Raw genomic sequence first — 23760 nt, 5'->3', positions numbered from 1 at the left:
AATTTAGAGGGCCTGAAAGATAGGAGGCCTGTAATAACAGGAAGAAAAAGAGCTTTAACGTTTGAGCAAGAAAAAGCTTTCTTAGAGAGGGTAGAAAAAGGGCCTGAACCTGACGAAAACATCAATGTTTTTCACCTAGTTGATCTGCAAGCTATTCTAAAAAAAGAGTTTGGTAAAAACTTAACCTTGCAAGGAATTTGGACAATCTTACGTCGTTGCCGCTATACACCTTTGGTTCCTCGTCCTCAACATTATAAAGCTAACTTAAGAGAGCAAGAAGCCTTTAAAAAAAAATTCCAAAAGCCATCACCAGCTTAAACAAACGATTTCCCGAGCAAAAGATCGAAATTTGGTTTGAAGATGAAGCAAGGCTTGGACAACAAAGCACCTTTACTAAAGTATGGGCAAAGAAAGGAACGCGGCCAAAAGCTCCTAGGCAGACAGAATATAAGAATTTGTATGTAGCAACAGCTGTTTGCCCACGTTCAGGGCAAGCAGAAGGAATGATTCTGCCTTTCTTAAATAGCCAAGGAGTGGAAATTCTTCTTGAGCAAGTTAGTCAATCACTGTCTGCTTCTTCCCATGCTTTGCTAATTTTAGACCGAGCTAGCTATCATACTAGTAAAACGCTGAAAGTTCCTTCCAATATTCACCTGCTCTTTCTACCTCCTTATAGTCCTGAACTTAATCCTGTTGAAAACTTATGGCATTACTTGCGTAGCCATTTTTGGTCTAATCGTATTTATCGGGGTTATAAAGAACTAGAAAAGATGGCAATAGCTTCTTGGAGAAAGGTATGTCTGGAAGAAAAAAGAATGAAAAGTTTATGTGCTGTATCGTATGCCTAATTGTGTAAGGAGTAATTTAAAAGCGTATTACTAATCTGAAAGAACGCCATAGAATTATCCTTAAATGCTTAGAGTCTCCTTACCAAAAGTTCTATTATTCTGAAATGTGGTGAGAAATCACGGTTATAAGTAAAGAAATGGCTTTAGAAGCCAAATCCACCTAAATTAGGCATACCAGGCAGGCTAGGTATTTTGGGGTTTTGCTCTTTAAGCTTAGTAAAAGCATCTTTATAAGCTGCTTTAATAAGATCTTCAAGCCCTTCCACATCTTCAGGATCTACACATTCAGGCTTAATTTTAATCTGCTTTAGTTCGTGCTCGCCCGATAAAGTAATCGATACAAGACCGTTACCAGCACTTCCTACCACTTCAGTGGCTTGTAATTGAGTCTGCAATTTGGAGAATTGATCTTGTAGCATTTTAGCTTGTTTCTTTTGCTTTGAAAAACCTGTGCCCATATATTTCCTTAACTTAATTTCTTTTGAATGGTTCCTTCTAATTCTACCGCTGCAAACTGCATAATCGTATCATAGCGACTGATCTTGCTAGGATCCAGCTTCTCCTTTGTGACTTTACTATTGGCAAGCAGCCCTTTTTTTTCTACTATTTCTACGATTCCAAGGTCAGCAGGGGAAGGAGTAGGATCAACACTAGTAGAGGCAAACTTATCGCTAGTTTTAGATAATGAAGGTATTTCTTTTGCAGTTCTCTCTGCTAAGGGTTCTAACTTAGGAGCTGGAGGAGGAGGCGCTTCTGGCTTGATAGGTGAACCAAGTGGCGCAGAAGAAGGCTCTTCTAGCTTGATAGGCGAACTGGGTGGCGCAGAAGAGATAGCTGGTGTAGCACCAGGTGGTACAGCCGTAGCTTTAGAAGAGCCTTCTAATGTGGATCCTTCTTTACTTATCTTTTGCTCTAGATCCACTAAGCGACGCACAAGAATGTCTACAGGAATTCGGGATTGAGCACGAATAATCCGCAATAGTAAAGCTTCTAGAGTTGTTTTAGGCGAAGGAGCGAATCGGATTTGATGATGAGCTTCCACTAAAAAGTCTAAAATCATTAAGCAAGCTTCTTGAGAGTACAATTTAGCGGAAACTGCATATTTATCGCGTTCTTCCTCGGATAGATGCAAGAAAGGTGCTTCCTTGCCCGAGAGCTTGACAACCAAGATATTACGAAAGTGCTCTGTTAATTTCTCAACAAAATACACTATATCTTTACCTTGGGTAAATACCTCTTCGCTGATCTCAAAAGCTACCGCTAAATTACTTTCTTGGCTGGCTTTATCTAATTTAAAAAAATATTCGCTTTCCACAATACCTAACATGCAAGCTACCGTGGAAGCCGCAATCAAACCATCATGAAAAGATAAAACTTGGTCAAAAAGAGATTCGGCATCGCGTAGCCCTCCTTCTGCATGGTTAGCTATTAGACGCAGGGCTTCATCTTCAACCTGAATATTTTGCTCTTCTGCAATCTTACGCAGCTTTGCTTGGATGAGCAGGGGAGAGATGCGTTTAAGATTAAAACGTTGACAGCGACTTAAAATAGTAGGCAGAACTTTATGAGCCTCGGTAGTAGCAAATAAAAATTTAACTTTAGGAGGCGGCTCTTCAAGGGTTTTCAACAAAGCATTAAAAGCTTCTTTAGTGAGCATATGGACTTCGTCGATAATGTAGATTTTATATCCACCCGCTGAGGCAGCATACCCCACAGTTTCATTAATTTGACGAATGTCGTCAATTCCTCGGTTAGAAGCTCCATCAATCTCTAGAACATCTAGGGAATGGCCAGAAGTGATTTCTTGGCAAGATTTACATCGATTGCAGGGCTCAAACTGCTCAGTAAGATGATGACAATTTAATGCTTTGGCAAGGATACGAGCTAGGGTAGTCTTGCCTGTTCCTCTAGAGCCACAAAACAGGTAAGCTTGTGCCAGGCGATTATTCTTAATGGCATTTTTAAGCGTTGTTACAATAGCATCTTGGTTTAGAACTTCAGCAAAAGTTTGAGGTCGGTATTTTCTAGCCAGGACTTGATAGGAGGTCATAAAAGATGTTTGAATGTTTTTTTATCTATTTTACTTGCCTTGAGTAATTTTAAGGAAGGAGGAATTTGTGTTAAACAAAAAAACTTCTTAATAATCTACTCAGGATGGGTCCTTAACAGAATTAAGCTCTTCTAAAATGCAATTTTTTATGTAGAAAAATGGCCAATTTTAAGCCATCTTCTTAAGAAAAGGAAAGATTAAACCTAACGGCTAAAGAAGCTATAGCTCTATCCTCCAAAAAGAAAATTTAGCATTTGCAGGCTAGCTCTTTCCTTAAAATTAGGCTTTTATTAAATATAGAATTGCATTAACTCCTGCCTAAGGAGCCTATTGTAAACTTAATAGTCAGTGAATGCCTAAGCTGCCAAATACAAATTAATAAAGCGCATGCCAATGAAAAAAGCAGCTTTAAAGGATAGAATAATCAAATTAATTTTTAAATTAAAAGGCTAGCTTTCCATCTACAGACCAAGTGATTGTTTTATTTATTACTGTTCCAAAGAGGCCCAAGCGTGGTCAATCATCTCTTCAAGGCTAGGGTATTTAATTTGCCAGTTTAATTCATATTTAGCTTTATGAGCATTGGCTACAAGATAAGGAGGATCTCCCGGACGTGGGGGGCCTTCCAGGACTTGAATTTTTCGCTTAGTCACCTTTTCAGCGGCTTGAAGGACTTCTTGTACACTAAATCCCTTTCCATTTCCTAAATTATAAATTTCCGTGGAGCCTCCAGCTAATAATTTCTCCATGGCTTTGATATGTGCAGTAGCTAAGTCGTAGATATGAATGTAGTCTCTTAAACAAGTTCCATCGGGAGTAGGGTAGTCTTTTCCAAAAATAGTGACAGGTCGATTATCTAAAATAGCTTGAAGAACGATAGGAATAAGATTGGAGGAGGCAGAGAAATCATTTTTGATTTTTCCTTCAGGATCCCCACCGGCCGCATTAAAGTAGCGCAGTTTAGCAGATTTAATTCCATAAGTCCTATCCATATCATCTAAAATTTTCTCAATAATAAGCTTGCTTTCACCGTAGGGATTAATAGGATGAGTGGGATGATCTTCAGAAATGAAGTTAGCCTGAGGTAAACCATACACAGCTGCGGAGGAAGAAAATATAAAGACCTTAACACTAAATTCTTTAATACATTTCAATAAATTTAATGTAGAGGAAACGTTGTTAATATAATATTTTTCTGGGTTATGTACAGATTCACCTACATTAATAAAGGCAGCAAAGTGCATCACAGCATCAAACTGCTGGTTAGCAAAAAGTTTTTTTAAGAGAAGGGGATCACCCATGTCGCCTTCAATAAAAGTTCCCCACTTTACACGGTTGCGTTTGCCCTGGCTTAAGTTATCCAAAATGACAGTATCGTAGTCAGCTTCGTGAAGTAACTTGTTCACAGTTGAGCCAATAAAGCCAGCTCCACCGGTAACTAACACTTTTTTTTTATTACTCTTATGCATATGTAGATCGGACGACTAAAGGAATTGAGTAACTGATTTTGAAGAAAGCTGCCAATATGCTGCAAGAAATAAATAATAAAATGGATAATTTTGACCTGTCGGCAAAAAATATTTTTTAGCTAGGATAGGCTTGGGTAGGCTTTTTGCAAGAGAGACGTTAACAAGAAAGAAATAAGCTAGCAGCTGTAAATTAGTGCGTGTAGGCTCTAAAAAATTGTCTCATTTATCTTTGCAGCATGGCATGGCTCATGATTTGAGGGGGCAGCAACAAATAAAAGTGGGGATTAATTTTAATTAATATGTTATGATGGTGACTTGATGTAACTCTTGGTTCACTAAGCATTTTATAGGATGGGAACAAGAATTTATAGAAGATTAGGATAAAACAATATGAATGACAAAGCGAGCGAGATTGCCAACTATAATGAGTTAAAGTTTTCCCGCGAGCAAGGTTTTTTTGACAAAAGTTTTGGAATACGTTTACTCATTGGTACTATTTTTTTCATTTGCTTTTTTGCTTTTCTCCACTTTCGAGAAGTTCGTGTAGAAGTGCTTGAGTTAAATAGTATTGCTCCTAACTATACTGTTACACAAGTAGATTTTGACTTTTATGATGAAGAAGCCACCATCATTTTAAAACAAGAAGTAGTTAAAGATGTAGGCAAGATTTATGCTTTATCTGAAAAGTATGTACGGCAAAGACGAATAGAGTTTGAAAACTTTCTTATTTATAATCAGGATTGGCGCAAATACTCAGAAAAAAGCACTTTTGAAGAAATGTATAAAGGGGTAGATGCCCTGGAAAAAACTCTGTTAAAACTGCGTTTTACTGATCCTCGTACGATGCAGAAGATGCAAGATATAGGGTTATCAACGGAAAATTACTTAGCTTACACTCCAGAAGAAATGGAGGATGTTATCATTCCTTCATCCGTGTGGGATTATGTCAAAGAATTTACTTTTCCTACCACTTTTATATCAAATGTAACGGCTAATTTTATTATTGATTATTTTCAAGCTAAAACCTGGAAAGTTCAAGAAGATTTTCCCGCTTATCGCTACATTAGTAGAAAAATTCAAGCTTTAGTGCCTGATAAGTATACGCATGTAAGTGCAGGAAGTCGGATAATAAATCAGGGCGATAAAGTAACTGCTCGGCACATTGCCATGTTGCAAGCCATGAAAAAAGCTTTAGGGGAAAGCCGCAACCTATGGCATCCTTTGACTTTGCTGGGTAGCTTTGTTATGGCTTTGCTTTTGACAGGTATTTGTGTAGCCTATTTTCATGTTAATAGCCCCTCTATACTAACCTCTAATCGTAAGCTATTTCTCATTGTTACCATTGTGCTCCTCACTCTAGGGTTAACTAAGATTACCGAGTTTTTTTTACTTAACTCTAAAATCAATTTAATTGAAGTGGTGCGATATCCTCTATTCGTTCCCTTTGCAGCTATTTTACTTTGTAGTTTGATGAATTCAGCTGTTGCCACTTTTGTAAGCGCTCTTTTAACCTTTATTTTCACTATGACCCTGGCGTTTGATCGGCAAGGGTTTATGATTCTAAACTTAGCCACTGCCTTAGTGGCCATCTTAAGTACTCATTCGCTGCGTAAACGTAAAGAAATATTTGTAGTCTGTGGCAAAGCCTGGGTTAGTGCAGTGGGGCTGATATTAGCCATGTCTTTCTATAATAATTCTTTATGGAATTTTTCTCTTTTTCCCGATATTATGTGTGTAGCTTTTTTTCTACTTTTAAGTGCTATCCTCGTGGTAGGGCTTCTACCTCTTTTCGAATCAGTCTTTCGTATCATGACCGATGTCACTTTAATGGAATACATGGATCCTAATAACGATTTGCTACGCCGTCTGACTATAGAAGCCCCCGGTACCTATCAGCATTCGGTAGTTGTGGGTAATCTAGCAGAGTCAGCTGCTTCTGCTATAGGAGCCAATGGACTTTTTTGTAGAGTGGCCACCTTGTACCATGATGTGGGCAAGTTGGCAACCCCTCAATATTTTACTGAAAACCAACAAGGAGGGATGAATATTCACCAATTGCTAACGCCTTTAGAATCAGCACAGGTGATTTTGGCTCACGTCAGTGAAGGTGTAGCTATGGGGCGTAAAGCAGGTCTGCCTGAACAATTCATCGATATTATTAAAGAACATCATGGCACTACACGGGTCTATTATTTCTATCGTAAGCAATTAGAAAAAATGGAGGGGGATATCGATCGGGTGGATGAAAAAGATTTCCGCTATTCAGGACCTAGGCCACGTAGCAAAGAATCTGTCATCATTATGATTGCGGATACCCTAGAGGCTGCTTCAAGATCTTTAGATAAAGTAACTGAGCATACTTTATCCGAGTTGTCTAATCGCTTGATTCGTGAAAAAGCAGATGATGGGCAGTTTGATGATTGTTTACTGACTTTTGAAGAATTAGCTATGGTGAAAGAAACATTGATTAAAACACTGGTGGCTTCAGGTCACTCTCGTGTCAAATATCCTACCAAAGAGCTTAAAAAAGAAACAGCTAATGGTGAAACAATTCCTTCCTGTGAGGCGTAGAGTGCCAGCCCCTTCTTTAGCATTAGTGACCGGTGCCACCTCAGGAATTGGCTATGCTCTTTGTGAGGTTCTAGCTTCTGAGGGCATTCGTTTAATTATAAGTGGCCGTCATCTTGTTCAGCTGGAAAAAGCTGCGCAAGTCTTAAGACTAAAAGTAAGCGTGGAAACTGTCCCAGCAGATCTTTCTACCTCAGAAGGAAGGCAAGCTCTCGTAAAGATTATTCGTCAACAAGCTCCGGATCTAATTATCAATAATGCTGGTTTTGCTTTATATAATGAAGCTATTAACTATACTACAGAACAACAGATGCAAATATTAGAGGTTAACGGTGTGGCTTTACTTGAATTAAGCCTTGAGGCCGCTAAAGCTATGGAAAAAGCTAATAAAACAGGGGTAATTATGAATGTCTCTTCGGTGGCAGCATTCTTTACATTTCCTTATCTCTCGGTATATGCTGCCTCCAAAAGTTTTGTGAATAAGCTGTCCTATTCTTTAGATTATGAACTGCGTTCGAAAAGAATAAGAGTTTTGGTAGCTTGCCCAGGCATGGTTGACACTAATTTTAGAATCCGCGCAGGCGGAAATCCTGCGATGAATAAAAAGGGCATTATGACTTCTCAGTTTGCTGCTGAACAGATATGGAAGCAAATTAAAAGCTTAAAAACTATCCATGTTTTTAACTGGAAATACCGCTTAGCTGTCTTCTTTCGTCATTTTATCCCTAGTTTTATATCTATAAAAATTCTTGCGAATAATATTAAAAAACGGTGCCAATGACATTATTTGAAAATATGAACCTTGATCCTTTGATTCTTAAATCTCTTGAAAGGATGCAATACAAACAACCTTCTGCTATTCAAACCCAAGCTATCCCCTTGATACTACAAGGAAAAGACCTTATCGCTTTGTCTAAAACAGGCTCAGGTAAAACAGCCGCCTGCGCAATCCCGATTTGTAATAAAGTAAATCCTGACTCTCCTCACGTACAAGCTCTTATCATTGTTCCCACGCGTGAACTGGCTATGCAATATGCTACCGAAGCTCAAAAAATTGGCTATGAAAAAAAAGTGAAAGCTTTTGCTATTTTTGGAGGGGAAGATGCGACCATGCAGCAAGCTAAACTAAAATCGGGTGTGCAGGTGCTAGTAGCTACACCAGGGCGTTTAATTGACTTTATCTATAGCCGACAAATCGACTTGACACAAGTAGATATCCTAGTATTAGATGAAGCTGATGAAATGCTTGGCATGGGTTTTTATGATGACCTGGCCTTCATTATTAATTGCTTGGTTCATGAGCATCAAACGCTATTATTTTCTGCAACGATGCAAGAAGAGATTCGTAGCATGGCAAAAAAACATATGAAAGCGCCGCAAGAAATCTCTTTGTTGTCAAATGAAGTCTCTCCAGAGTCGATAGAGCATCGCTTTTTATATTGTCGTTATGATCAGCGGGATCAAGCTTTATGTAGCTTATTAGAAGAATTAAAGCCTAAGCAAACCATTATTTTTTGCCATTCAAGAATCCAATGCGAAAAAGTTTGCCGAACGTTGCAACGTAAAATGGGGGATGTTGATTTGTTGCATGCGGGATTGGGTCAAGATGTACGTTCTATAATCACCAATAAATTTCGCCATGGCAAAATACGTCATTTAGTAGCTACTGATATTGCGGCAAGAGGCTTAGATTTTTCTAATATCACCCATGTGTTTATCTATCAACTTTCTGATAGCCCCGATGTATATGTCCATCGCTCTGGCCGTACGGGCCGTCAAGAGCGAGCAGGAGTTGTCGTTACTTTGGTGACAGATAAAGAGCTAAAAGCTTTAAGCCGCGTCTTACACCACATTCGACGCAAGCCTATCTGGATAGGGAGTCCTCCTCCTGAGCGTAATCATCCTAGAAAACGGGCGGTTGCTCATAAAAATAATAAATCATAGGCTTCTTAAGTAACTTCTTAATCACTCATTCATCTTAAAAAAGTAGGCTTTAAAGTAGAGGGAAAATGATCGGAGAGGAGATTTTTTTTCAGGCTATCCACGTAATTTTTTTAAAAATCCCTCATACGTTTTTGAGTTGCTCCTTATGCCGCCCGGTACTTTATAAAATTCCTCTTGTTAAAGTAAAGAGAAGCTTTTTAAAGGATTGGGCATACAGACTTATGTTTTTTTAAACGTATAATAAGCCTTTTAAGCTACTCCCCATTTTATAAGCCCTCTTTTTAAGTAGAGAAATAACTATTAGAAAGTTTACTTGGTAAGCTTAAGTTTTCAAATCCATAATCATATTTTTGAAAGATGCCGAAAGTGCTCTCAAAAAAATTATCGATGAAGTTTTACAGAATTTTTTAAAGCCGCTAAGGCAATTTTGCGGTAGCGATGGGTATTCGCACTGTCGAAAAATATTTTCCAAAAGAGATCGTTTCTTTTAGACAGAAGGAAGTTTAGGGCTTTATCAATTAACTCTAAAAAAAATGTGTGAGCAGTTTGAGCTTTGAGAAATTCAGGATGAAATTGCAATAATATTAGGGGCGTGGCTCCCGAGTATTCAGTTTCAGAGGCCTTCACTAAGCCCTCATATTCTATTAAAGGCTCAATAAATTCAGTGGCTGCTAATTCCGTGGGAATCCCCTGATGGTGGGAGCTTAAGCTAATTATAGGCTTTTTTAAGGCTTTATAAGTAAGCCCGTGATAAAATTTTTTCGCACGATGTAATATTTGTAAAACATTGTTATGCCCCTCCACATGTTGCTCAAGCTGGGCTCCAAAATAAACATTGGCTAGCTGGAAGCCTCGGCAATTAGCCATTAGAGGAAGCCCTTGATGATGGACGTAATGCATCATCGACAATTCTAGAAAAGAACGACGATAATCTCTATCCCATTCTGTAGGCTTTTCCTGTTTTCTTCCATAAAGGGCAGGCGGTATATCTTCACCACCAGGCAGAAAGAAAGAATCTACTTCAGAGGCTAATGTATGAGCTTTTTTTAAAATTGAGGCACAGCTGGGGTAGAGATGAGGGTTTTCAGCTATAGCCTGCATGATGCGTTGAGGAATAGGAGTTTTACTTTTGTGATAGGGGCCTACCTTATTGATTAGAATGTCAGCTTCTTGATTTGTAGCTTCTTTAGTAAGCTTTTGTGGTTGAACGGTAATACGAAGCGGCAGCAAGCCAGCAATCTTATCTAATTTGATGAATACTTTGGGAACACTTAACCCTCGATTCTCAGGATCGACTAAAATAGCTGTAGCGGGTTTAGAAATTATAGCACTTTGACGAGATAGATCATTGGCAGGAAAATCAAACTTATCTAAGTTGCCAAAAAATACTGTATTTTTTAATTCACTTTTTTGGATGGCAGTATCAATGACTACCGCTTCAAGAAAATGTGTGGCTGGCATAATAACTTTATGAAAAGAACATTGGCGTAGAGTGGCGTCCTCAAAACTACAAGTAATAAGCGAGCTGCTTTTAAACGCCGTGTTATGCAGCTCGGCTGCTGTAAACATTACTTCGCGCATTTCACAGTGATTAAAGAAACAATTTGTAAGAGAGGTATTCATAAAAGATATATTCGATAAATTGCATCCCTGAAAAACCACATTTTCTAATTTTGATTTTCCAAAATGATTCCAGCGAAGGGTACAGTGGTTAAAAACAATTCCTTCCAAATCAGCATTCTTAAAAAATTGAAAGTCAGCAGAAAATTCAATATTTTTAAACTCGGCAGCATATCCATGCTCGGTTAGTAATTTTGCGAAGTTGATTTTATGGCTACCTTCCTGAGAGCAGGAGATTGCCTGGAGAAGTTTCAGAAAAGCCAGTTCAGTAATATAGGGTTTTTGTTCTACGGAAGTTTTATTTTTAAATAAAATCTTTTGAGCCACTAAGTGAGTAGCCATAGCAGTCATAATATTGAAAAAAGCTAATAAATGCTTTACCAAGGCTTTGCATTTGGCAAGCATTTGAGAAAGAATGGAATAATTGCGTGTGCTTGTTAAATTAGGCGTTAAATGATGAATGTTTTTTACTTGGCTTTTTAGAAAAAGAAAACTTTTTTTACTAACTTGCGCTTTAGCACCCTGACGAATGATTTTAAGAAGATCTTCTCGCTGGGAATAAGAGAGTTGATTCAAAAATAGCTTTTTTCGAGCAGGATCTATTTCTAAAAAGCTTTGCCTTAAGCAACTAAAAGGCTCATCTGAATTTATAAGCACCATACAAATATCTTTCCTTAATCTACCTTTGAAATAAGAAGCTTAATTATGTTGAAAAGTTAGTTATTTCTTACTAGCTTTGCTATTTGCCTTCACTAAGAACATCGCTTGGAAGAAAAAGTGGGGCTAATCATTGCTTATGCTTCCTAGATAATCTTTATAAAGCTGGCATTGAAAGGCTGTTAGAAGAAATTGAGCATGCTTTTTTCCTTCCGCTGCAGCCTCTTCCACATTTATAAAATTTTTCTTTCTCACCCCACAGTAAACTTTAAGCTTGGGTTCTGTTCCTGAAGGGCGAATGGCTAGTTTAGACTCATCAGCTAAATAAAATACCAAAAATTCCGATTTATGAAGAAAAATTTCCTCACTTTTTCCTGTTTTCAAATCCATTCGTTTGGATGTCAAGTAATCTTCCATCCTAATCACTTCAATCCCTCCAATTGCTTGAGGAGGATTTGTTTGTAATGCACTCATTCCTCTGAGTATTTGCTCTTTGCCAGCGCTAGTATCCTTGAATTTTAAAACAAAAGTTTTTTCTACATAAGTGCCATGTTTTTGCCAAAGCTCGTGGAGTTTATCTATTAATGTTTTGCCTTGAAGTTTAGTGTGTAAAGCCATTTCACAAATTAATAGGGAGGTAAGGACTGCATCTTTATCGCGTGCTAAAGTTCCATAGAGATAGCCGCAAGACTCTTCAACACCAAATAAATACTGATAACAAGGCAATGAGCTTTCCCATTCACGAATTTTTTCCGCTATATACTTAAAGCCTGAAAGTACATTAAAGCATGGTTTACCATAGCTTTCACATATTTTTTGAAAAAGTTCTGAGGTAACGATAGTTTTCACAAAAGCAGCATTTTTAGGAAGACGTTTTTGCTTGGAAAGTGCTTCTAAAATATGATCCAGCAAGAGACAAGCCAGCTGATTACCATCAAGAGAATACATGTGGCCGTGATGATTAATCACGATGCCGACGCGATCGGCATCCGGATCAGTAGCGATTAAAATTTCTCCCTTAACATGCTTAAGAGTATTCTTACCTAGCTTTAAGGCTTCTTCTTCTTCCGGATTAGGTGATTTTACTGTAGGAAAATTCCCATCAACAGTTACTTGTTTAGTCACTAATTTTATAGTTGAAAATCCCCAGCTTTTCATAGCTGTAGGCAAAATTGTAATCCCAGTCCCATGCAAGCTAGTGTAGACAATTTTTAAAGTACTGCCTTCCTTTTTATTTTCTTCTGGATAGAGTTGCAAAGGCATGATAGCTTTTAAATACGCTTGATCGATTTCATCTTTTATCCATTTTATAAGGGGGTGGTTGAGTTCTTTTTCATACTTAATCATTTTAAGAGCGGTAATTTCATTGATTTCTTTAACAATCAGTTGATCATGAGGAGGTGATACCTGCGCTCCATCCTTTCCATACAGTTTATAGCCGTTATATTGCGCAGGATTATGCGAAGCTGTTAGCATAATAGCAGCGTCACATTTTTTATAACGACATCCGAAGGAGACTAAAGGAGTAGGGCGAATATCTTGATAGATATATACCTGAATGCTGTTGCCTGCTAAAACTTTAGCGCATTCTTCTGCAAACTCACGCGAATAATGACGGCAATCGTATCCAATTAATACAGAAAGCTGAGCAGCGTGGGTAGGCTGTTTATTTAAGTAATTAGCCAGGCCCTGCGTACAAGCCCTAATGGTATAGTGATTGATGCGATTGGTTCCTATTCCTATGAGCCCCCGTAGGCCTCCTGTACCAAAAGAGAGATTGGTAGAAAATGCATCAGCTATTTCCTCAGGATGTTCTTTGAGTAATTTCTTTATGGTTAACTTTGTCTGTTCATCATACCCTTCTTTAAGCCAGGCATTGATATTACGATTAGTCACCGCATCAAACTGGGTAACGCACAAAATTTGGGTCATAAATAAAATGAAAAATAGAGAGGTGTTAGTTTAAATAAATGATTTTAATATAAAAAAATATAAATAAAAAGTAAAAAAAGTTAATTGCTTAGAGAAAAAGCAATTAAAAATCTAAGTTAAAAGCCTATAAGCTTACTGGATTTTTTAGGGTAGGCATATTGCCTGAAAGATAAGAAAGCTGCTTGTATGATCAAATAATAATACGCTTTTTGAGCAACTCTTTATGTAGTTATACACTTAATAAAAAGCTTGTTTTTACGGGGAGAGTCAGCTTAGAAAAAGGCTAATTTTTTTGGCTAAACAGACTTAGTTGCTTTAAAAGGTGTAAGCTAAAATTTAAGGTATTCATGCAAGAAACAAAGCTATTCCTTTAAAAGCCCTCTCACAGGTGGGCTATTTCAAACACTTCGTAAAGCAAAGAGGAGGATTTCATGGCGGCAAAGGGTCCTTGATAGAAAAGACATCCCTGCTTCAAAACGGCTACTTGATCGCAAAAACGTTCAGTAGCATATAAATCATGGTTGGCTACAATAATTAATTTATCTTCTTGAGACAATTGGCGCAGTAAATTCCATATTTCTAGTTGATGTTTGATATCTAAATTAGAGGTAGGTTCATCTAATACCAATATAGGCGATTGCGTGACTAACGAGCGAGCAATATAAATTCTTTGCCTTTCTCCTTGCGAGATTTCAGTTATACGTTCATCTCTTAAATGCCAACCATTGACTAATTCTAAAGCCCACTGAACTTTAGCTTTTTTTTCTTTTTTTCTAAGGTCATGGCGAGGATAAGTGCCCATTTCCACCATTTCAGCTACGCTAAAAGCAAAATGGGGCTGTGGATTTTGAAGAACGAGGGATAAGGTGCGGCTAATTGTTGTCCTATCCTGAGAGAGGAGTTCTTGGTTATTCCAGAATACTTTTCCCGCGGTAGCTTTCCATATACCTGTCAAAGTTTTAAGCAAAGTACTTTTTCCTGCACCATTAGGGCCAATAATGCCATAGATAGAGCCAGGTATAAATTTTAAAGAAATATTATCGATTAAGGTTTTATGGCCTACTTTATAAGTTAAATTCTTTAATTCAAGCATTAATTTCCTATAAGTTAGCAGCCAGAATGAAAGCTAGTGGAAGCATACACGCATAGTCTCCTTTTCTGAACAAAGCGTGCCTATAACGACTTCCCATTAATATACAAAGAAAAAAGATTCCTCCCATTATACCTGAGATATTTCCTATAGAAAAAGCTTGCAAGGAAAAAAAGCGCAAGCCTACATCCATAGCAGTTAAAATAGCACCACCGCCAAGAATAGCAAGAGGGATCAGTTGCTGATTATTAGGACCTGCAAAGCGGCGAATAAGATGGGGGAGTAGAAGACCAAAAAATGCTATATTTCCCACCGCGGCAACAGCGCCGCTAATTAATAAAGAGATACTTAAAAATAGCCGCCAGCGAATTTTATCTACTTCTACCCCTAGATTTTTAGCTTCTTCCTCTCCAAAGGCCATGATATTGATTTCTTTGCTATAGAGCCAGCAACTTGAGAGGCCAAAAAGAGTAAGAGGAAGTTGCAAATGCACATGCATCCAGCTGCGATCAGAGGTAGACCCAGCTTCCCATTCGGTTAAAGTTTGTATAATATGCCAGCGATCTCGAAAAGCATAGATAATAGAACTTTGAATAGTAACTATAAGCGTAGACACAGCAATACCTGTCAAGACCATATGGGTTAATTCCACATACCCTTTTCTACGAGAAAGAGAGTAGACGACAAGCAGGGTACCTAAACAACCAATAAATGCGGCAATAGGGATAGCGTAGGGATAATGGTAGTGTAATTCACAAATAAAAATTATCACGACAAGTAGGCTGCCTCCCGCTGGGATTCCTAAAACACCAGGAGAGGCTAGAGGGTTTTGGAAAAGGGCTTGCGTGACCGTTCCTGCTACAGCTAAAGAAGCTCCTGTACATAACAATACAATAAGCCTTGGAAGCCTCTCGTCTAAAAGAGGATTCCAATAGGATGAAGAACCTGATAATTGTGCTAGCGCATCTTTCCACACTTGAATAAATTCTGTCTCGCCACTTGTTAAAGTAAGGATAACAGATAAAAGGAGGATCAAATAAAGGATAACGTATAAAAGATGCTTATGCATTTTAATTGACTCGCGTTAACGCTGTATACAAATCATAATAAGCCAAAACCATATACTGGGAAGGACTTTCTTGAATGGCTTCATTTACAAAAGCAATAGGTTTATTTGTCTTTTCTTTTAATAGGCGGAAGAGCTGGTTTTTAAGGAAACTACGCTTATTAATATCCATATCAGAGGTAGCAATAATGATATAGTCTGGATCCATCTGCCTAATGTGCTCTTGATGGATGGGTAGTGTCCAAGCGTGCTTATGTGAATTTCCCGCGCTGCCCAATAATTGTTTAACGCCCATACGATTGAGTAGCTTGCCTGTAAGGGTATGAGAGGAAGGCGTTGAAAAGGTCAGATGGTGCTTAAGGAAAAGAACTTTAGGGGGTAGATGGGTAGAAGGGAAGGTGCTGCTTATCATGTTAAAGCGATTATCAATAGCTAGCATAGCCGCTTCAACAAAATAATTTAGCAGCTCAGCTTCTATCGGGCGATTGATGATGTGTCCAATACGAAGTAAGGCATTTTGAACTTCTTCAGGTGAGTTAACATGTTTTAAAGTAAAGAGGGGAATCCCTTGTTTTTTTAAGGCTTCCAGTGTGGAGGGGTTTGAATAGTCTGCTACAAAAGCGATATCAGGACGGGCATTGTACAATTTTTCTGTATGATAGCGATCTGCATCTAAAGCAATAAGATGGGTGAGCTTCTTAGGATAGATAGCGGCCTGCTTACGCATTCCAGCGGGTAAAGCAACGATCAATTCGGGCTCACTAAGCGCTAACAAAAAGCTTGCTGCCACAAAAGTTTGCGGAAGAAAGCGTTTATAAGAAGTTGATAAATCAAATATGTTCCCATTATCATCTTGAATAGAGGGAAGACGGTAATGATCATGAAGAAGATTAAGATCTTCTCTAGTACTATTATTAATTTGCCTTGCCAAAAGCTGGCATCTTAGAAAATCCTCTCTTAACAAGCGCTTGACAGTGTTATAGCCATACTGCTCCATGATTTGAGCATCATGGTCCCAGTCAGTGATGAGCTTACTCATCATGGAGTAATCTCCATTTAACGCTTGATGAATGTTTTCACGTTGGAGAGTAGAGAGGTATTTAAATATAGAGGGTAGGGGCTTAGAGGAAGGACAAGGGGGATACAGGTCGGATAATTGATCATTAGATGGTTTAAAAGCTACAGACCACCAGATGAGCATGATACTAACTGGAAGGACATAAAAAGCAAAGGGGCCAAGAAAATATTTTTTTTTCATTTTTAGATAAAAGGAGGCTCAAATTGAAAAACAAGAGAAGTAGAAAAGCAAGAGGAGTGTAAGGGATGCTAAGCTAGAATGTTTTAGTTTTTCTATCCTCTATCTGGCTTACACTCCACCCTTATTATTTCTGTTTTTCTTCCTCTTCTTCAGCATCGCCGATAAGCGCTTCAGAAATCAGCACAATACCTGCTACGGAAGCCGAATAGGTTAATGCATTTTTTATGACTTTAGCCGGGTCTACTACGCCACTAGCTACTAAATCTTCAATCTTTTCACTCATTACGTTGAAGCCAAAATTGGCGCTTGCTTGTCGCACTTCTGCTAGCATTACTAATCCATCATGTCCAGCATTAAATACGATTTGCTTAAGAGGTGCTTCGCAGGCAGTGGCCACAATTTTAGCTCCAAGGGCTTCGTCACCTTCCAGTTTAAGGGTAGGGACAATTTGGCTAGCACGAATAAAAGCCACCCCTCCACCAGGCACAATGCCACCTTCAATAGCAGCTTTGGTGGAGTTTAAACTATCTTCGAAAAGTTGCTTTTTGGGCTTGAGCTCGACTTCAGTCACTGCTCCTACACGAACGACTGCTACTCCACCACTTAATTTAGCTTTACGTTCTTCTAGCTTTTCTTTGTCATAAGTGCTAGTGGTGTTATTAATTTCGTTTTCAATTTGCTTCACTCTGGCTTGGATAGCATCGGGCTGGCCAGCACCATTCATAATAGTGGTATGCTCTTTAGTGATAATAACTTTTTCGGCAGATCCTAGGACATGATCAGGAATTTCTTTCATGGAAATTCCTGTCTCCTCCGACACTACTCCTGCTCCAGTCAAGATAGCAATATCTTCTAGCATAGCTTTGCGTCTATCCCCAAATCCGGGAGCTTTCACAGCGGCTACTTTCAAAGTTCCTCTTAGTTTGTTTACTACCAGCGTAGATAATGCCTCTCCTTCTAGATCTTCAGCAACAATGAGTAGATTTTTACCTGTGGTAGCGACTGACTGCAAGATGGGCAATAATTCATGAATGCTATTAATTTTACGATCGATAAGGAGAATCTGAGGATTTTCCATTTCGACAATCATTTTGTCGTTGTTCGTACAAAAGTAAGCGCTCAAGTAGCCACGGTCAAAACGCATCCCCTCTACCATCTCTAAAGTTGTATCTGTCCCTTTGGCCTCTTCAATGGTGATTACGCCATTCTTACCTACTTTTTTTATAGCTTCGGCAATCATTTTGCCCACTTCTTCATCACCAGAAGCTGCCACATTGGCAATAGAAAGGATCTCCCGATCACTTTGTACAGAGATAGCTTGCTTATCTATTTCGTTCACTATTGCTTCAACAGCTTTGTCAATCCCTCTTTTCACGCTGATAGGGCTTGCACCGGAGGCAATTAATTTAATGCCATTTTCTACCATCGCTCCTAAAAGTAAGGTGGCTCGCGTAGTTCCATCCCCACAGGTTTCCTTCATCTTCTGTACGACTTCTTTAGCCATGGAAATGCCCATGTTTTTATACTGATCTTTTAAGCTAATGTCTTTAACAATCGTGCTTCCATCGTTAGTGATGGTAGGTGCTCCCCAGGATTTTTCTAAGCCAACGTTTCGACCCCGTGGTCCAAGAGTGAATGCTACAATTGTAGAAAGTTCTTTAATACCCGCAAGTAGCTTTTCGCGAGCTTCTTCTTCAAATATGATTTGTTTTGGTGCAGAAGACATTGTTCTTTACTCCTTGTTGTCAACGAATTGTACAAGTTATTTAAAATACAAAATAAGTTTGCTTTAATTGCCTGTTATAGAGCTAGGGGATTAGATAGACTGAAATCATTTACTTGTTAATCTATCCATCCTAAATGCTTTATCCTACGCTTGTAGGGTATATATTACAGTAACCTTCATGTCCGCTTAGCCTAAATTTTGGTTGCTTTTTTAGCTTTCAAAGGATAGAGACCCCTTTATCAAAAGGTAGATTCATTCTAAGGGGTTTTCCTAGCCTTTAAAAAATTCTGTAAATTACCAAGATTTCTAGTTTCAATTTCACCCGGCGAGCGAAGATAGTGTTTACTTAATTTGTTAGCTAGAAAAGCTGAAAATAAAAGATTGCCTATATCTCTATCTGTACTAATCACTGAGTTTGCTAGGCAGTGAATCGCAGAAGTTAAATTCATTTTTCTACCTTAATTTGAAAACCAAAAGATATAGGAATCGGGAAAAGTTTGCAAGGAGTTTTAGATTTTTTTAGCACTTCAATCAAAAGAGTGCTAGTTGTCAAAATTTATTCTCGAAGGTTTAATTTTCTAAATCTTTTATAGAAGGGAAGAAAAATTTAGATGCGCTTGAAGAGCATCAAAATCGTTCCCCACTACTCCTTTTTTCCCTTCGACGCCTTTAGGAGAACGTATAGTTTCAGGAGAAATACGCATCATCCACAGTGAATAGTCGAAAAGGTCGTTTTGGATGCCTTGGTTTTCTTTAAGAACGAATATATAAGGGTGTAAAATGTATTTAAGGTCTTTATGTGGATGGAAGGCCATAGCTAGAATCTCCAGGTGAAAAGTTTAATCAACATAGCAAAATTATAAGTAGTGTGGCAAGTAAAAAGCTTATCGGAGTCTCTAGGGGAGGGTATAAACAAAATTGTTGGCAATCTTTTCTAAGCAGCAGCTTTATAAGAATTCCAGTAAGCTTCCTAATGAGATTATCTAATCTACTATTCTTAAATCCCGCATCGCATGAGCATTTTCTATCTTCCGCCACGTTCCCGCTATTTTCAGCCTCTTTTGGAATGCCTTACGGCGACTTTCTATCTCGCCTTAAGCCAATCGGTAAACCTTTATCTAAAGTGCTTTTATAATTCATCCTATCCAATCTTTTTTTCATCTATCTATAACATCTTATTAATCTTATTAAACCATTCTCCTGCTCAGGTCGATCTAGAGTACTAAACTTATTTTCAATCTCTTTGAAAACCTCTCGGCATTTTCCAGCTTTTAACTTCTCTTTACTCTCTTCTAACCATTCTGTGAGCTCTAAAATAATGCACCCAATCGCACCTTAAGATAAATATCCACATAGATGATAAAAATCAATTAAGTGGCCGCTTCGATTGCAAAATTTTAGCTTTACTTGTTCAGCTATCCAAGGCGCTCCATCACTAATGGCATGCACATAGCTGCCTTCTTTCATGCCCGCTATAAGGGCACATTCTAGCATCTATTGACCTGCTTGTTCTGCCGTTCCAATATCACCAGCATAAAAGCGGTTGGCTCTGTCCCTGCCCCTTGGCAAACTTAAGCAAAAGTTCTTTCCAACATGCTTTTCTTGCTTTTCTTGCATCTTTTTTTGCTTGTTTGTCAGCCTCGTCTATCTCCACAATGGGTACCATACTCCCATCTATTTCATTGATAGTGATTGCTTCTTGACTAACCGCTTCTTTTTTTTAACTTAGCTATTTTGCTTGCATACTTTTGGGTAATCAATCTAACCATGGAAGAAGAAGCTTCGATTCCATAATGCTCCTTCATCTTTTTTCCTACTTTTCCAAACGCAATATCTGCTCCAAAGTCGGTTATTGCTCGCTCTAACGGTAAAGAATCCCCTCTACATCTAACCTTGGAAGAAAAGGAAAAGGGTCTAATCAATTTTCCTGCTTGTAGGAAGCATCTCTCTTCCATACCTACTATCCCAAATGTTGTATGCCAACTTAGTTTTTTTTGGGTGCTGCCTTAATTTCATTTCCCGAGCCTTGGCTTCTTGTTCATTTACTTGATGCTCTGCCCAATCCACAAGGCATTTTTTCCCCTAAGCCTCTAACTTCGGGAATAAGAGCAAATTCAGCATCATCCGCCACTTCAGTCCCTTTAATTCCTTCGGTAATATCTAATAAATCTCTGATAGATTCTAATAAACCGGGATGCTTCTTTAAACGATTAAATACTTTATTAAATTCTTCTTCGTTAAGCATATGCAACCTCCTTTTGCTACGCTTTCAGTATGTATTAATCCTTCCTTATCTTGTTCTTGCCAATACTTCTGTTTAAACCCGTTTTATATTCCACTGCTTCCAAGTTTAGAGTCTAAGGATCTTATTTCTAATATTTTCTTGTGCGTTTTGTGGTTTTTTCTATATATTCCCTAAAAAGCGACTAAAAATATGCATGACATTTAAAGAAGCCATACCATGAACCCTAGCTCTTCTGCCACCATTGAGCATTTACCTAATGAAATACTAGTCCCTATTTTAAAGGCTTGTGCTAGCCCTTCCTTATTTAGCGTGTGCGGAAGATGGTACCAGCTGCTAGCTAATGAAGTCATGCCTTCTCTTTATAAGCAAATAGGTAAAGTGCATGTTCCTCAAGGAGATGTTAGTGAGCAGACTCTTATTTTAAATAAGCTTTATAAGCTAGAAGAAGAGCTTTCTAAAGCAGCAAAGGTAAATGCCATCTTTAAACAAATCTTTACTTTAGCTAGCTCTCTTTCACCTCTAGGATTAGAATTTAAAGATAAACCCAAGGAAAAAAGATATTTTACTCTGGCTAATTACTCCTCTTATCTGGTGAATATTAATCGCCTGTTAATGTGGAAAAAAATTCCTGGCGGAAAAGAGTACTTAGAGCAAGAAGGAATTAAGTGTTTGTCTTTACAACGAAAAGGAGAGCTGTTTAAAGAGTGGATTGTAAGATATGGCAAGGATATGACGAGCTTAGATTTAGCAGAAAGCGGCTTGACTTCTTTACCTGCAGAGATTGGGCAGCTGTCTCAGCTGCATTGGCTTGACTTAAGCAAAAACCAGCTCACAGCTCTGCCTGCAGAAATTAGGCAGCTGTCTCAGCTGCATTGGCTTGACTTAAGCAACAACCAGCTCACAGCTCTGCCTGCAGAAATTGGGCAGTTGTCTCAGCTGCAAGAGCTTTACTTAAGCAATAACCAACTTACTTCCCTTCCTGCTGAGATAAGGCAGCTATCTCAGCTGCAAGACCTTTTCTTCAGCAACAACCAGCTTATCTCCCTTCCTGCCGAGATAGGGCAGCTTTCTCAGCTGCAAGGACTTGACTTAAATAATAACCAGCTTACCTCCCTTCCCGCAGAGATAGGGCAGCTATCGCAGCTGGAAGTGCTTTACTTAGATAACAACCAGCTAGCCTCTCTTCCTGCCGAGATAGGACAGCTTTCTCGGCTGCAAGAGCTTTACTTAGACAACAACCACCTTACGTCTCTTCCTGCCGAGATGAAACAGCTACCAGCTTTACGAAAGCTTCAGGTGAAAGAAAATCTGCTGGAAAATATTCCAGATAAAATAAAGCAGCGTTTTCGCTTGTAGCAAAATGGCTTGCGTCTTCATCAGCTAATAGGTTAAAGGAGTAAATCATATGCTTAAAAGATTCCAAGGATGTAGAGAACCTTCCCGCTCATCAAAAGCCTCTAATATCATTTCTGCTATTTGTTTCTAGATTTTGCTTGCACGTTTTGTTTGTTCATGTATTTTTTGCCCTAAAAACGACTACAACATGATTAATTTAAAGAAGCCATACCATGAACCCTAGCTCTTCTGCCACCATTGAGCATTTACCTAATGAAATACTAGTCCCTATTTTAAAGGCTTGTGCTAGCCCTTCCTTATTTAGCGTATGTGGAAGATGGCGCCATCTGCTAACTAACGAGGTCATGCCTTCTCTTTATTGGCAAATAGGTAAAGTGCATGTTCCTCAAGGAGATGTTGCTAAGCAGGTTGTTGTTCTAGATAGGATTTATAAGCTAGAAGAAGAGCTTTCCAAAACAGCAAAGGTAAATGCCATCTTTAAACAAACCTTCACTCTAGCTAGCTCTCTTTCACCTTTAGAATTAGAATTTAAATGGATAACCGAGGAAAAAAGATATCTTACTCTGACTAATTACTCTTCTTATCTGGTGAATATTAATCGCCTGTTAGTGTGGAAAAAAATTCCTGGTGGAGAGAAATACTTAGACCAAGAAAAAATCAAGTATTTGCCTTTAGAAAAGAAAGGAGAGCTGTTTAGAGAGTGGATCATAAGATATGGCAAAAATATTACGAGCTTAAATTTAACAGGAACTGGCTTGACTTCTTTACCCCCAGAGATAGGGCAGATATCACAGCTAAGAGGCCTTTACTTAAGCAGCAACCAGCTCACTTCCCTTCCTGCAGAGATAGGCCATCTGCTTCGACTGCAAGCGCTTAACTTAAGCAGCAACCAGCTTATCTCCCTTCCTGCAGAGTTGGGGCAGCTATCGCAGCTGCAAAAACTTGACTTAAGCAGCAACCAGCTTGTCTCCCTTCCAGCAGAGATAGGACACCTATCGCAACTGGAAATGCTTAACTTAGAATACAACCAGCTAAACACTCTACCTGCGGAAATTGGGCAGCTTTCTCAGCTGCAAGAGCTTTACTTAGAAGGTAACCAGCTTGCTACTCTTCCTGTAGAGATAGGGCAGCTTTCTCAGCTGCAAGAGCTTTACTTAAACAACAACCAGCTTGCTTTCCTTCCAGCAGAGATAGGGCAGCTTTCTCAGCTGCAAGAGCTTTACTTAAACAGCAACCAGCTTGCTTTCCTTCCAGCAGAGATAGGACACCTATCGCAATTGGAAGTGCTTAACTTAAGCAATAACCAACGCACCGCCTTTCCCGCAGAGATAAGGCGGCTATCGCAGCTGCAAAAGCTTTACTTAAGCAGCAACCAGCTAACCTCTCTTCCTGCGGAAATTGGGCAGCTTTCTCAGCTGCAAGAGCTTTACTTAGAAGGCAACCAGCTTGCTACTCTTCCTGCAGAGATAGGGCAGCTATCTCAGCTAGAATATTTTCACTTAGAAGGTAACCAGCTTGCTACTCTTCCTGCAGAGATAGGGCAGCTTTCTCAGCTAGAATATCTTCACTTAGAAGGTAACCAGATTGCTACTCTTCCTGCAGAGATAGGGCAGCTATCGCAACTAAAAGTGCTTTACTTAAAAAACAATCAGCTTACTGGCCTTCTTGCCGGAATAGGGCAGCTTTCTCAGCTGCAAGAGCTCTACTTAGATAACAACCAGCTAACCTCTCTTCCTGCCGAGATAGGACAGCTACCAGCTCTACGAAAACTTCAGGTGAAAGAAAATCCGCTGGAAAATATTCCAAATATAATAAAGCAGCGTTTTTGCTTGTAACTGAAATGGCTTGCGTCTTCATCAGCTAATAGGTTAAAGGAACAAATCATATGCTTAAAAGATTCCAAGAATGTAGAGAGCTTTCCGTCTCATCAA

22 protein-coding genes are annotated in these 23760 nt (G+C 38.8%); 7 read left to right on the top strand and 15 right to left on the bottom strand.

Translation table 11 applies throughout. The features are described from left to right. On the top strand, nucleotides 1-318 hold a 318-nt coding region (locus NEOC95_RS01050), incomplete at its 5' end, for a winged helix-turn-helix domain-containing protein (protein WP_213151064.1). Next, complete coding sequence (locus NEOC95_RS01045) at nucleotides 294-848, top strand: IS630 family transposase (RefSeq protein ID WP_213151068.1); 555 nt, start codon at nucleotides 294-296, stop codon at nucleotides 846-848. The genes NEOC95_RS01050 and NEOC95_RS01045, both read left to right, overlap by 25 nt. A 143-nt stretch (nucleotides 849-991) precedes the next feature. On the opposite strand, the gene NEOC95_RS01040 is transcribed toward NEOC95_RS01045, so the two are convergent. From NEOC95_RS01040 to galE, 3 genes are all read right to left on the bottom strand, one after another. Next, nucleotides 992-1306: a YbaB/EbfC family nucleoid-associated protein gene (locus tag NEOC95_RS01040; RefSeq protein ID WP_166154767.1), complete on the bottom strand. Its 315-nt coding sequence runs from the start codon at nucleotides 1304-1306 to the stop codon at nucleotides 992-994. Between the two features lie 8 nt (nucleotides 1307-1314). Next, a complete protein-coding gene (gene dnaX / locus NEOC95_RS01035; protein ID WP_213151062.1) occupies nucleotides 1315-2898 on the bottom strand; it encodes a DNA polymerase III subunit gamma/tau in 1584 nt (527 codons plus the stop codon). A gap of 488 nt (nucleotides 2899-3386) precedes the next feature. Next, the gene (galE, locus tag NEOC95_RS01030; protein ID WP_213151060.1) at nucleotides 3387-4367 is read right to left on the bottom strand and encodes a UDP-glucose 4-epimerase GalE; all 981 of its coding nucleotides are present in this window, start codon (nucleotides 4365-4367) and stop codon (nucleotides 3387-3389) included. Between the two features lie 390 nt (nucleotides 4368-4757). On the opposite strand from galE, the gene NEOC95_RS01025 reads away from it, so the two are divergent. From NEOC95_RS01025 to NEOC95_RS01015, 3 genes are read left to right on the top strand one after another with little or no spacing between them, the layout of a single operon-like run. Further along, on the top strand, nucleotides 4758-6938 hold the full coding sequence (locus tag NEOC95_RS01025) for an HD family phosphohydrolase (protein ID WP_213151059.1): 2181 nt from the start codon (nucleotides 4758-4760) through the stop codon (nucleotides 6936-6938). Then, nucleotides 6907-7716, top strand: a complete 810-nt coding sequence (locus tag NEOC95_RS01020) for an SDR family NAD(P)-dependent oxidoreductase (protein ID WP_213151058.1) — start codon at nucleotides 6907-6909, stop codon at nucleotides 7714-7716. Before NEOC95_RS01025 ends, NEOC95_RS01020 begins: the two co-directional genes overlap by 32 nt. Further along, on the top strand, nucleotides 7713-8879 hold the full coding sequence (locus tag NEOC95_RS01015) for a DEAD/DEAH box helicase (protein WP_213151057.1): 1167 nt from the start codon (nucleotides 7713-7715) through the stop codon (nucleotides 8877-8879). The genes NEOC95_RS01020 and NEOC95_RS01015 overlap by 4 nt, the downstream gene beginning before the upstream one ends. A 381-nt stretch (nucleotides 8880-9260) precedes the next feature. Here NEOC95_RS01015 and NEOC95_RS01010 read toward each other — a convergent pair whose 3' ends face one another. The 12 genes from NEOC95_RS01010 to NEOC95_RS00960 all read right to left on the bottom strand — a co-directional run bounded on the left by NEOC95_RS01010 (nucleotide 9261) and on the right by NEOC95_RS00960 (nucleotide 20473). Then, entirely contained in the window at nucleotides 9261-11159 is a 1899-nt protein-coding gene (locus NEOC95_RS01010) for a gamma-glutamyl-gamma-aminobutyrate hydrolase family protein (protein ID WP_213151056.1), read from the bottom strand. A 123-nt stretch (nucleotides 11160-11282) separates the two neighbouring features. Continuing rightward, the gene (locus tag NEOC95_RS01005; RefSeq protein ID WP_213151055.1) at nucleotides 11283-13088 is read right to left on the bottom strand and encodes a phospho-sugar mutase; all 1806 of its coding nucleotides are present in this window, start codon (nucleotides 13086-13088) and stop codon (nucleotides 11283-11285) included. Between the two features lie 382 nt (nucleotides 13089-13470). Further along, nucleotides 13471-14181, bottom strand: coding sequence for an ABC transporter ATP-binding protein (locus NEOC95_RS01000; RefSeq protein ID WP_213151053.1), 711 nt, complete (start codon nucleotides 14179-14181; stop codon nucleotides 13471-13473). Nucleotides 14182-14188: 7 nt separating this feature from the next. Continuing rightward, the gene (locus tag NEOC95_RS00995) at nucleotides 14189-15247 is read right to left on the bottom strand and encodes a FecCD family ABC transporter permease (RefSeq protein ID WP_213151051.1); all 1059 of its coding nucleotides are present in this window, start codon (nucleotides 15245-15247) and stop codon (nucleotides 14189-14191) included. 1 nt (nucleotide 15248) lies between these two features. Next, the gene (locus tag NEOC95_RS00990) at nucleotides 15249-16502 is read right to left on the bottom strand and encodes an ABC transporter substrate-binding protein (protein WP_213151049.1); all 1254 of its coding nucleotides are present in this window, start codon (nucleotides 16500-16502) and stop codon (nucleotides 15249-15251) included. 124 nt (nucleotides 16503-16626) lie between these two features. Further along, a complete protein-coding gene (gene groL, locus NEOC95_RS00985; RefSeq protein WP_166154789.1) occupies nucleotides 16627-18228 on the bottom strand; it encodes a chaperonin GroEL in 1602 nt (533 codons plus the stop codon). 257 nt (nucleotides 18229-18485) lie between these two features. Beyond that, a complete protein-coding gene (locus NEOC95_RS00980; RefSeq protein ID WP_213151047.1) occupies nucleotides 18486-18677 on the bottom strand; it encodes a hypothetical protein in 192 nt (63 codons plus the stop codon). Nucleotides 18678-18815: 138 nt separating this feature from the next. Then, nucleotides 18816-19043, bottom strand: a complete 228-nt coding sequence (locus NEOC95_RS00975) for a hypothetical protein (RefSeq protein WP_213151044.1) — start codon at nucleotides 19041-19043, stop codon at nucleotides 18816-18818. A gap of 520 nt (nucleotides 19044-19563) precedes the next feature. Next, the gene (locus NEOC95_RS00970; protein WP_213151042.1) at nucleotides 19564-19722 is read right to left on the bottom strand and encodes a hypothetical protein; all 159 of its coding nucleotides are present in this window, start codon (nucleotides 19720-19722) and stop codon (nucleotides 19564-19566) included. Continuing rightward, nucleotides 19723-19845, bottom strand: a complete 123-nt coding sequence (locus NEOC95_RS09455) for a hypothetical protein (RefSeq protein WP_283248231.1) — start codon at nucleotides 19843-19845, stop codon at nucleotides 19723-19725. An 86-nt stretch (nucleotides 19846-19931) separates the two neighbouring features. Next, nucleotides 19932-20183, bottom strand: a complete 252-nt coding sequence (locus NEOC95_RS00965; protein ID WP_213151040.1) for a hypothetical protein — start codon at nucleotides 20181-20183, stop codon at nucleotides 19932-19934. Between the two features lie 83 nt (nucleotides 20184-20266). Then, nucleotides 20267-20473: a hypothetical protein gene (locus tag NEOC95_RS00960; protein WP_213151038.1), complete on the bottom strand. Its 207-nt coding sequence runs from the start codon at nucleotides 20471-20473 to the stop codon at nucleotides 20267-20269. A gap of 216 nt (nucleotides 20474-20689) precedes the next feature. On the opposite strand from NEOC95_RS00960, the gene NEOC95_RS00955 reads away from it, so the two are divergent. Together NEOC95_RS00955 and NEOC95_RS00950 are read left to right on the top strand one after the other, a co-directional pair. Further along, nucleotides 20690-21829, top strand: a complete 1140-nt coding sequence (locus NEOC95_RS00955; RefSeq protein WP_213151036.1) for a leucine-rich repeat domain-containing protein — start codon at nucleotides 20690-20692, stop codon at nucleotides 21827-21829. A 212-nt stretch (nucleotides 21830-22041) separates the two neighbouring features. Beyond that, a complete protein-coding gene (locus tag NEOC95_RS00950) occupies nucleotides 22042-23664 on the top strand; it encodes a leucine-rich repeat domain-containing protein (RefSeq protein WP_213151034.1) in 1623 nt (540 codons plus the stop codon). Nucleotides 23665-23760: the final 96 nt, after the last annotated feature.

This window comes from Neochlamydia sp. AcF95, assembly GCF_018342455.1.
Classification (GTDB): domain Bacteria; phylum Chlamydiota; class Chlamydiia; order Chlamydiales; family Parachlamydiaceae; genus Neochlamydia.
Note: the sequence above shows the minus strand (reverse complement) of the source record. Positions and strands in the feature narration are given on the sequence as shown.

Excerpts from the sequence above, each read along its gene's own strand:
- NEOC95_RS01025 (WP_213151059.1), top strand. The coding sequence starts at position 4,758 with ATGAATGACAAAGCGAGCGAGATTGCCAACTATAATGAGTTAAAGTTT.
- dnaX (WP_213151062.1), bottom strand. The coding sequence starts at position 2,898 with ATGACCTCCTATCAAGTCCTGGCTAGAAAATACCGACCTCAAACTTTT.
- NEOC95_RS01040 (WP_166154767.1), bottom strand. The coding sequence starts at position 1,306 with ATGGGCACAGGTTTTTCAAAGCAAAAGAAACAAGCTAAAATGCTACAA.
- NEOC95_RS00990 (WP_213151049.1), bottom strand. The coding sequence starts at position 16,502 with ATGAAAAAAAAATATTTTCTTGGCCCCTTTGCTTTTTATGTCCTTCCA.
- NEOC95_RS01000 (WP_213151053.1), bottom strand. The coding sequence starts at position 14,181 with ATGCTTGAATTAAAGAATTTAACTTATAAAGTAGGCCATAAAACCTTA.
- NEOC95_RS00980 (WP_213151047.1), bottom strand. The coding sequence starts at position 18,677 with ATGAATTTAACTTCTGCGATTCACTGCCTAGCAAACTCAGTGATTAGT.
- NEOC95_RS09455 (WP_283248231.1), bottom strand. The coding sequence starts at position 19,845 with ATGCAAGAAAAGCAAGAAAAGCATGTTGGAAAGAACTTTTGCTTAAGT.
- galE (WP_213151060.1), bottom strand. The coding sequence starts at position 4,367 with ATGCATAAGAGTAATAAAAAAAAAGTGTTAGTTACCGGTGGAGCTGGC.
- groL (WP_166154789.1), bottom strand. The coding sequence starts at position 18,228 with ATGTCTTCTGCACCAAAACAAATCATATTTGAAGAAGAAGCTCGCGAA.
- NEOC95_RS00965 (WP_213151040.1), bottom strand. The coding sequence starts at position 20,183 with ATGGAAGAGAGATGCTTCCTACAAGCAGGAAAATTGATTAGACCCTTT.
- NEOC95_RS01020 (WP_213151058.1), top strand. The coding sequence starts at position 6,907 with ATGGTGAAACAATTCCTTCCTGTGAGGCGTAGAGTGCCAGCCCCTTCT.
- NEOC95_RS01005 (WP_213151055.1), bottom strand. The coding sequence starts at position 13,088 with ATGACCCAAATTTTGTGCGTTACCCAGTTTGATGCGGTGACTAATCGT.
- NEOC95_RS01010 (WP_213151056.1), bottom strand. The coding sequence starts at position 11,159 with ATGGTGCTTATAAATTCAGATGAGCCTTTTAGTTGCTTAAGGCAAAGC.
- NEOC95_RS00950 (WP_213151034.1), top strand. The coding sequence starts at position 22,042 with ATGAACCCTAGCTCTTCTGCCACCATTGAGCATTTACCTAATGAAATA.
- NEOC95_RS00995 (WP_213151051.1), bottom strand. The coding sequence starts at position 15,247 with ATGCATAAGCATCTTTTATACGTTATCCTTTATTTGATCCTCCTTTTA.
- NEOC95_RS01015 (WP_213151057.1), top strand. The coding sequence starts at position 7,713 with ATGACATTATTTGAAAATATGAACCTTGATCCTTTGATTCTTAAATCT.
- NEOC95_RS00970 (WP_213151042.1), bottom strand. The coding sequence starts at position 19,722 with ATGCTAGAATGTGCCCTTATAGCGGGCATGAAAGAAGGCAGCTATGTG.
- NEOC95_RS00960 (WP_213151038.1), bottom strand. The coding sequence starts at position 20,473 with ATGCTTAACGAAGAAGAATTTAATAAAGTATTTAATCGTTTAAAGAAG.
- NEOC95_RS00955 (WP_213151036.1), top strand. The coding sequence starts at position 20,690 with ATGAACCCTAGCTCTTCTGCCACCATTGAGCATTTACCTAATGAAATA.
- NEOC95_RS00975 (WP_213151044.1), bottom strand. The coding sequence starts at position 19,043 with ATGGCCTTCCATCCACATAAAGACCTTAAATACATTTTACACCCTTAT.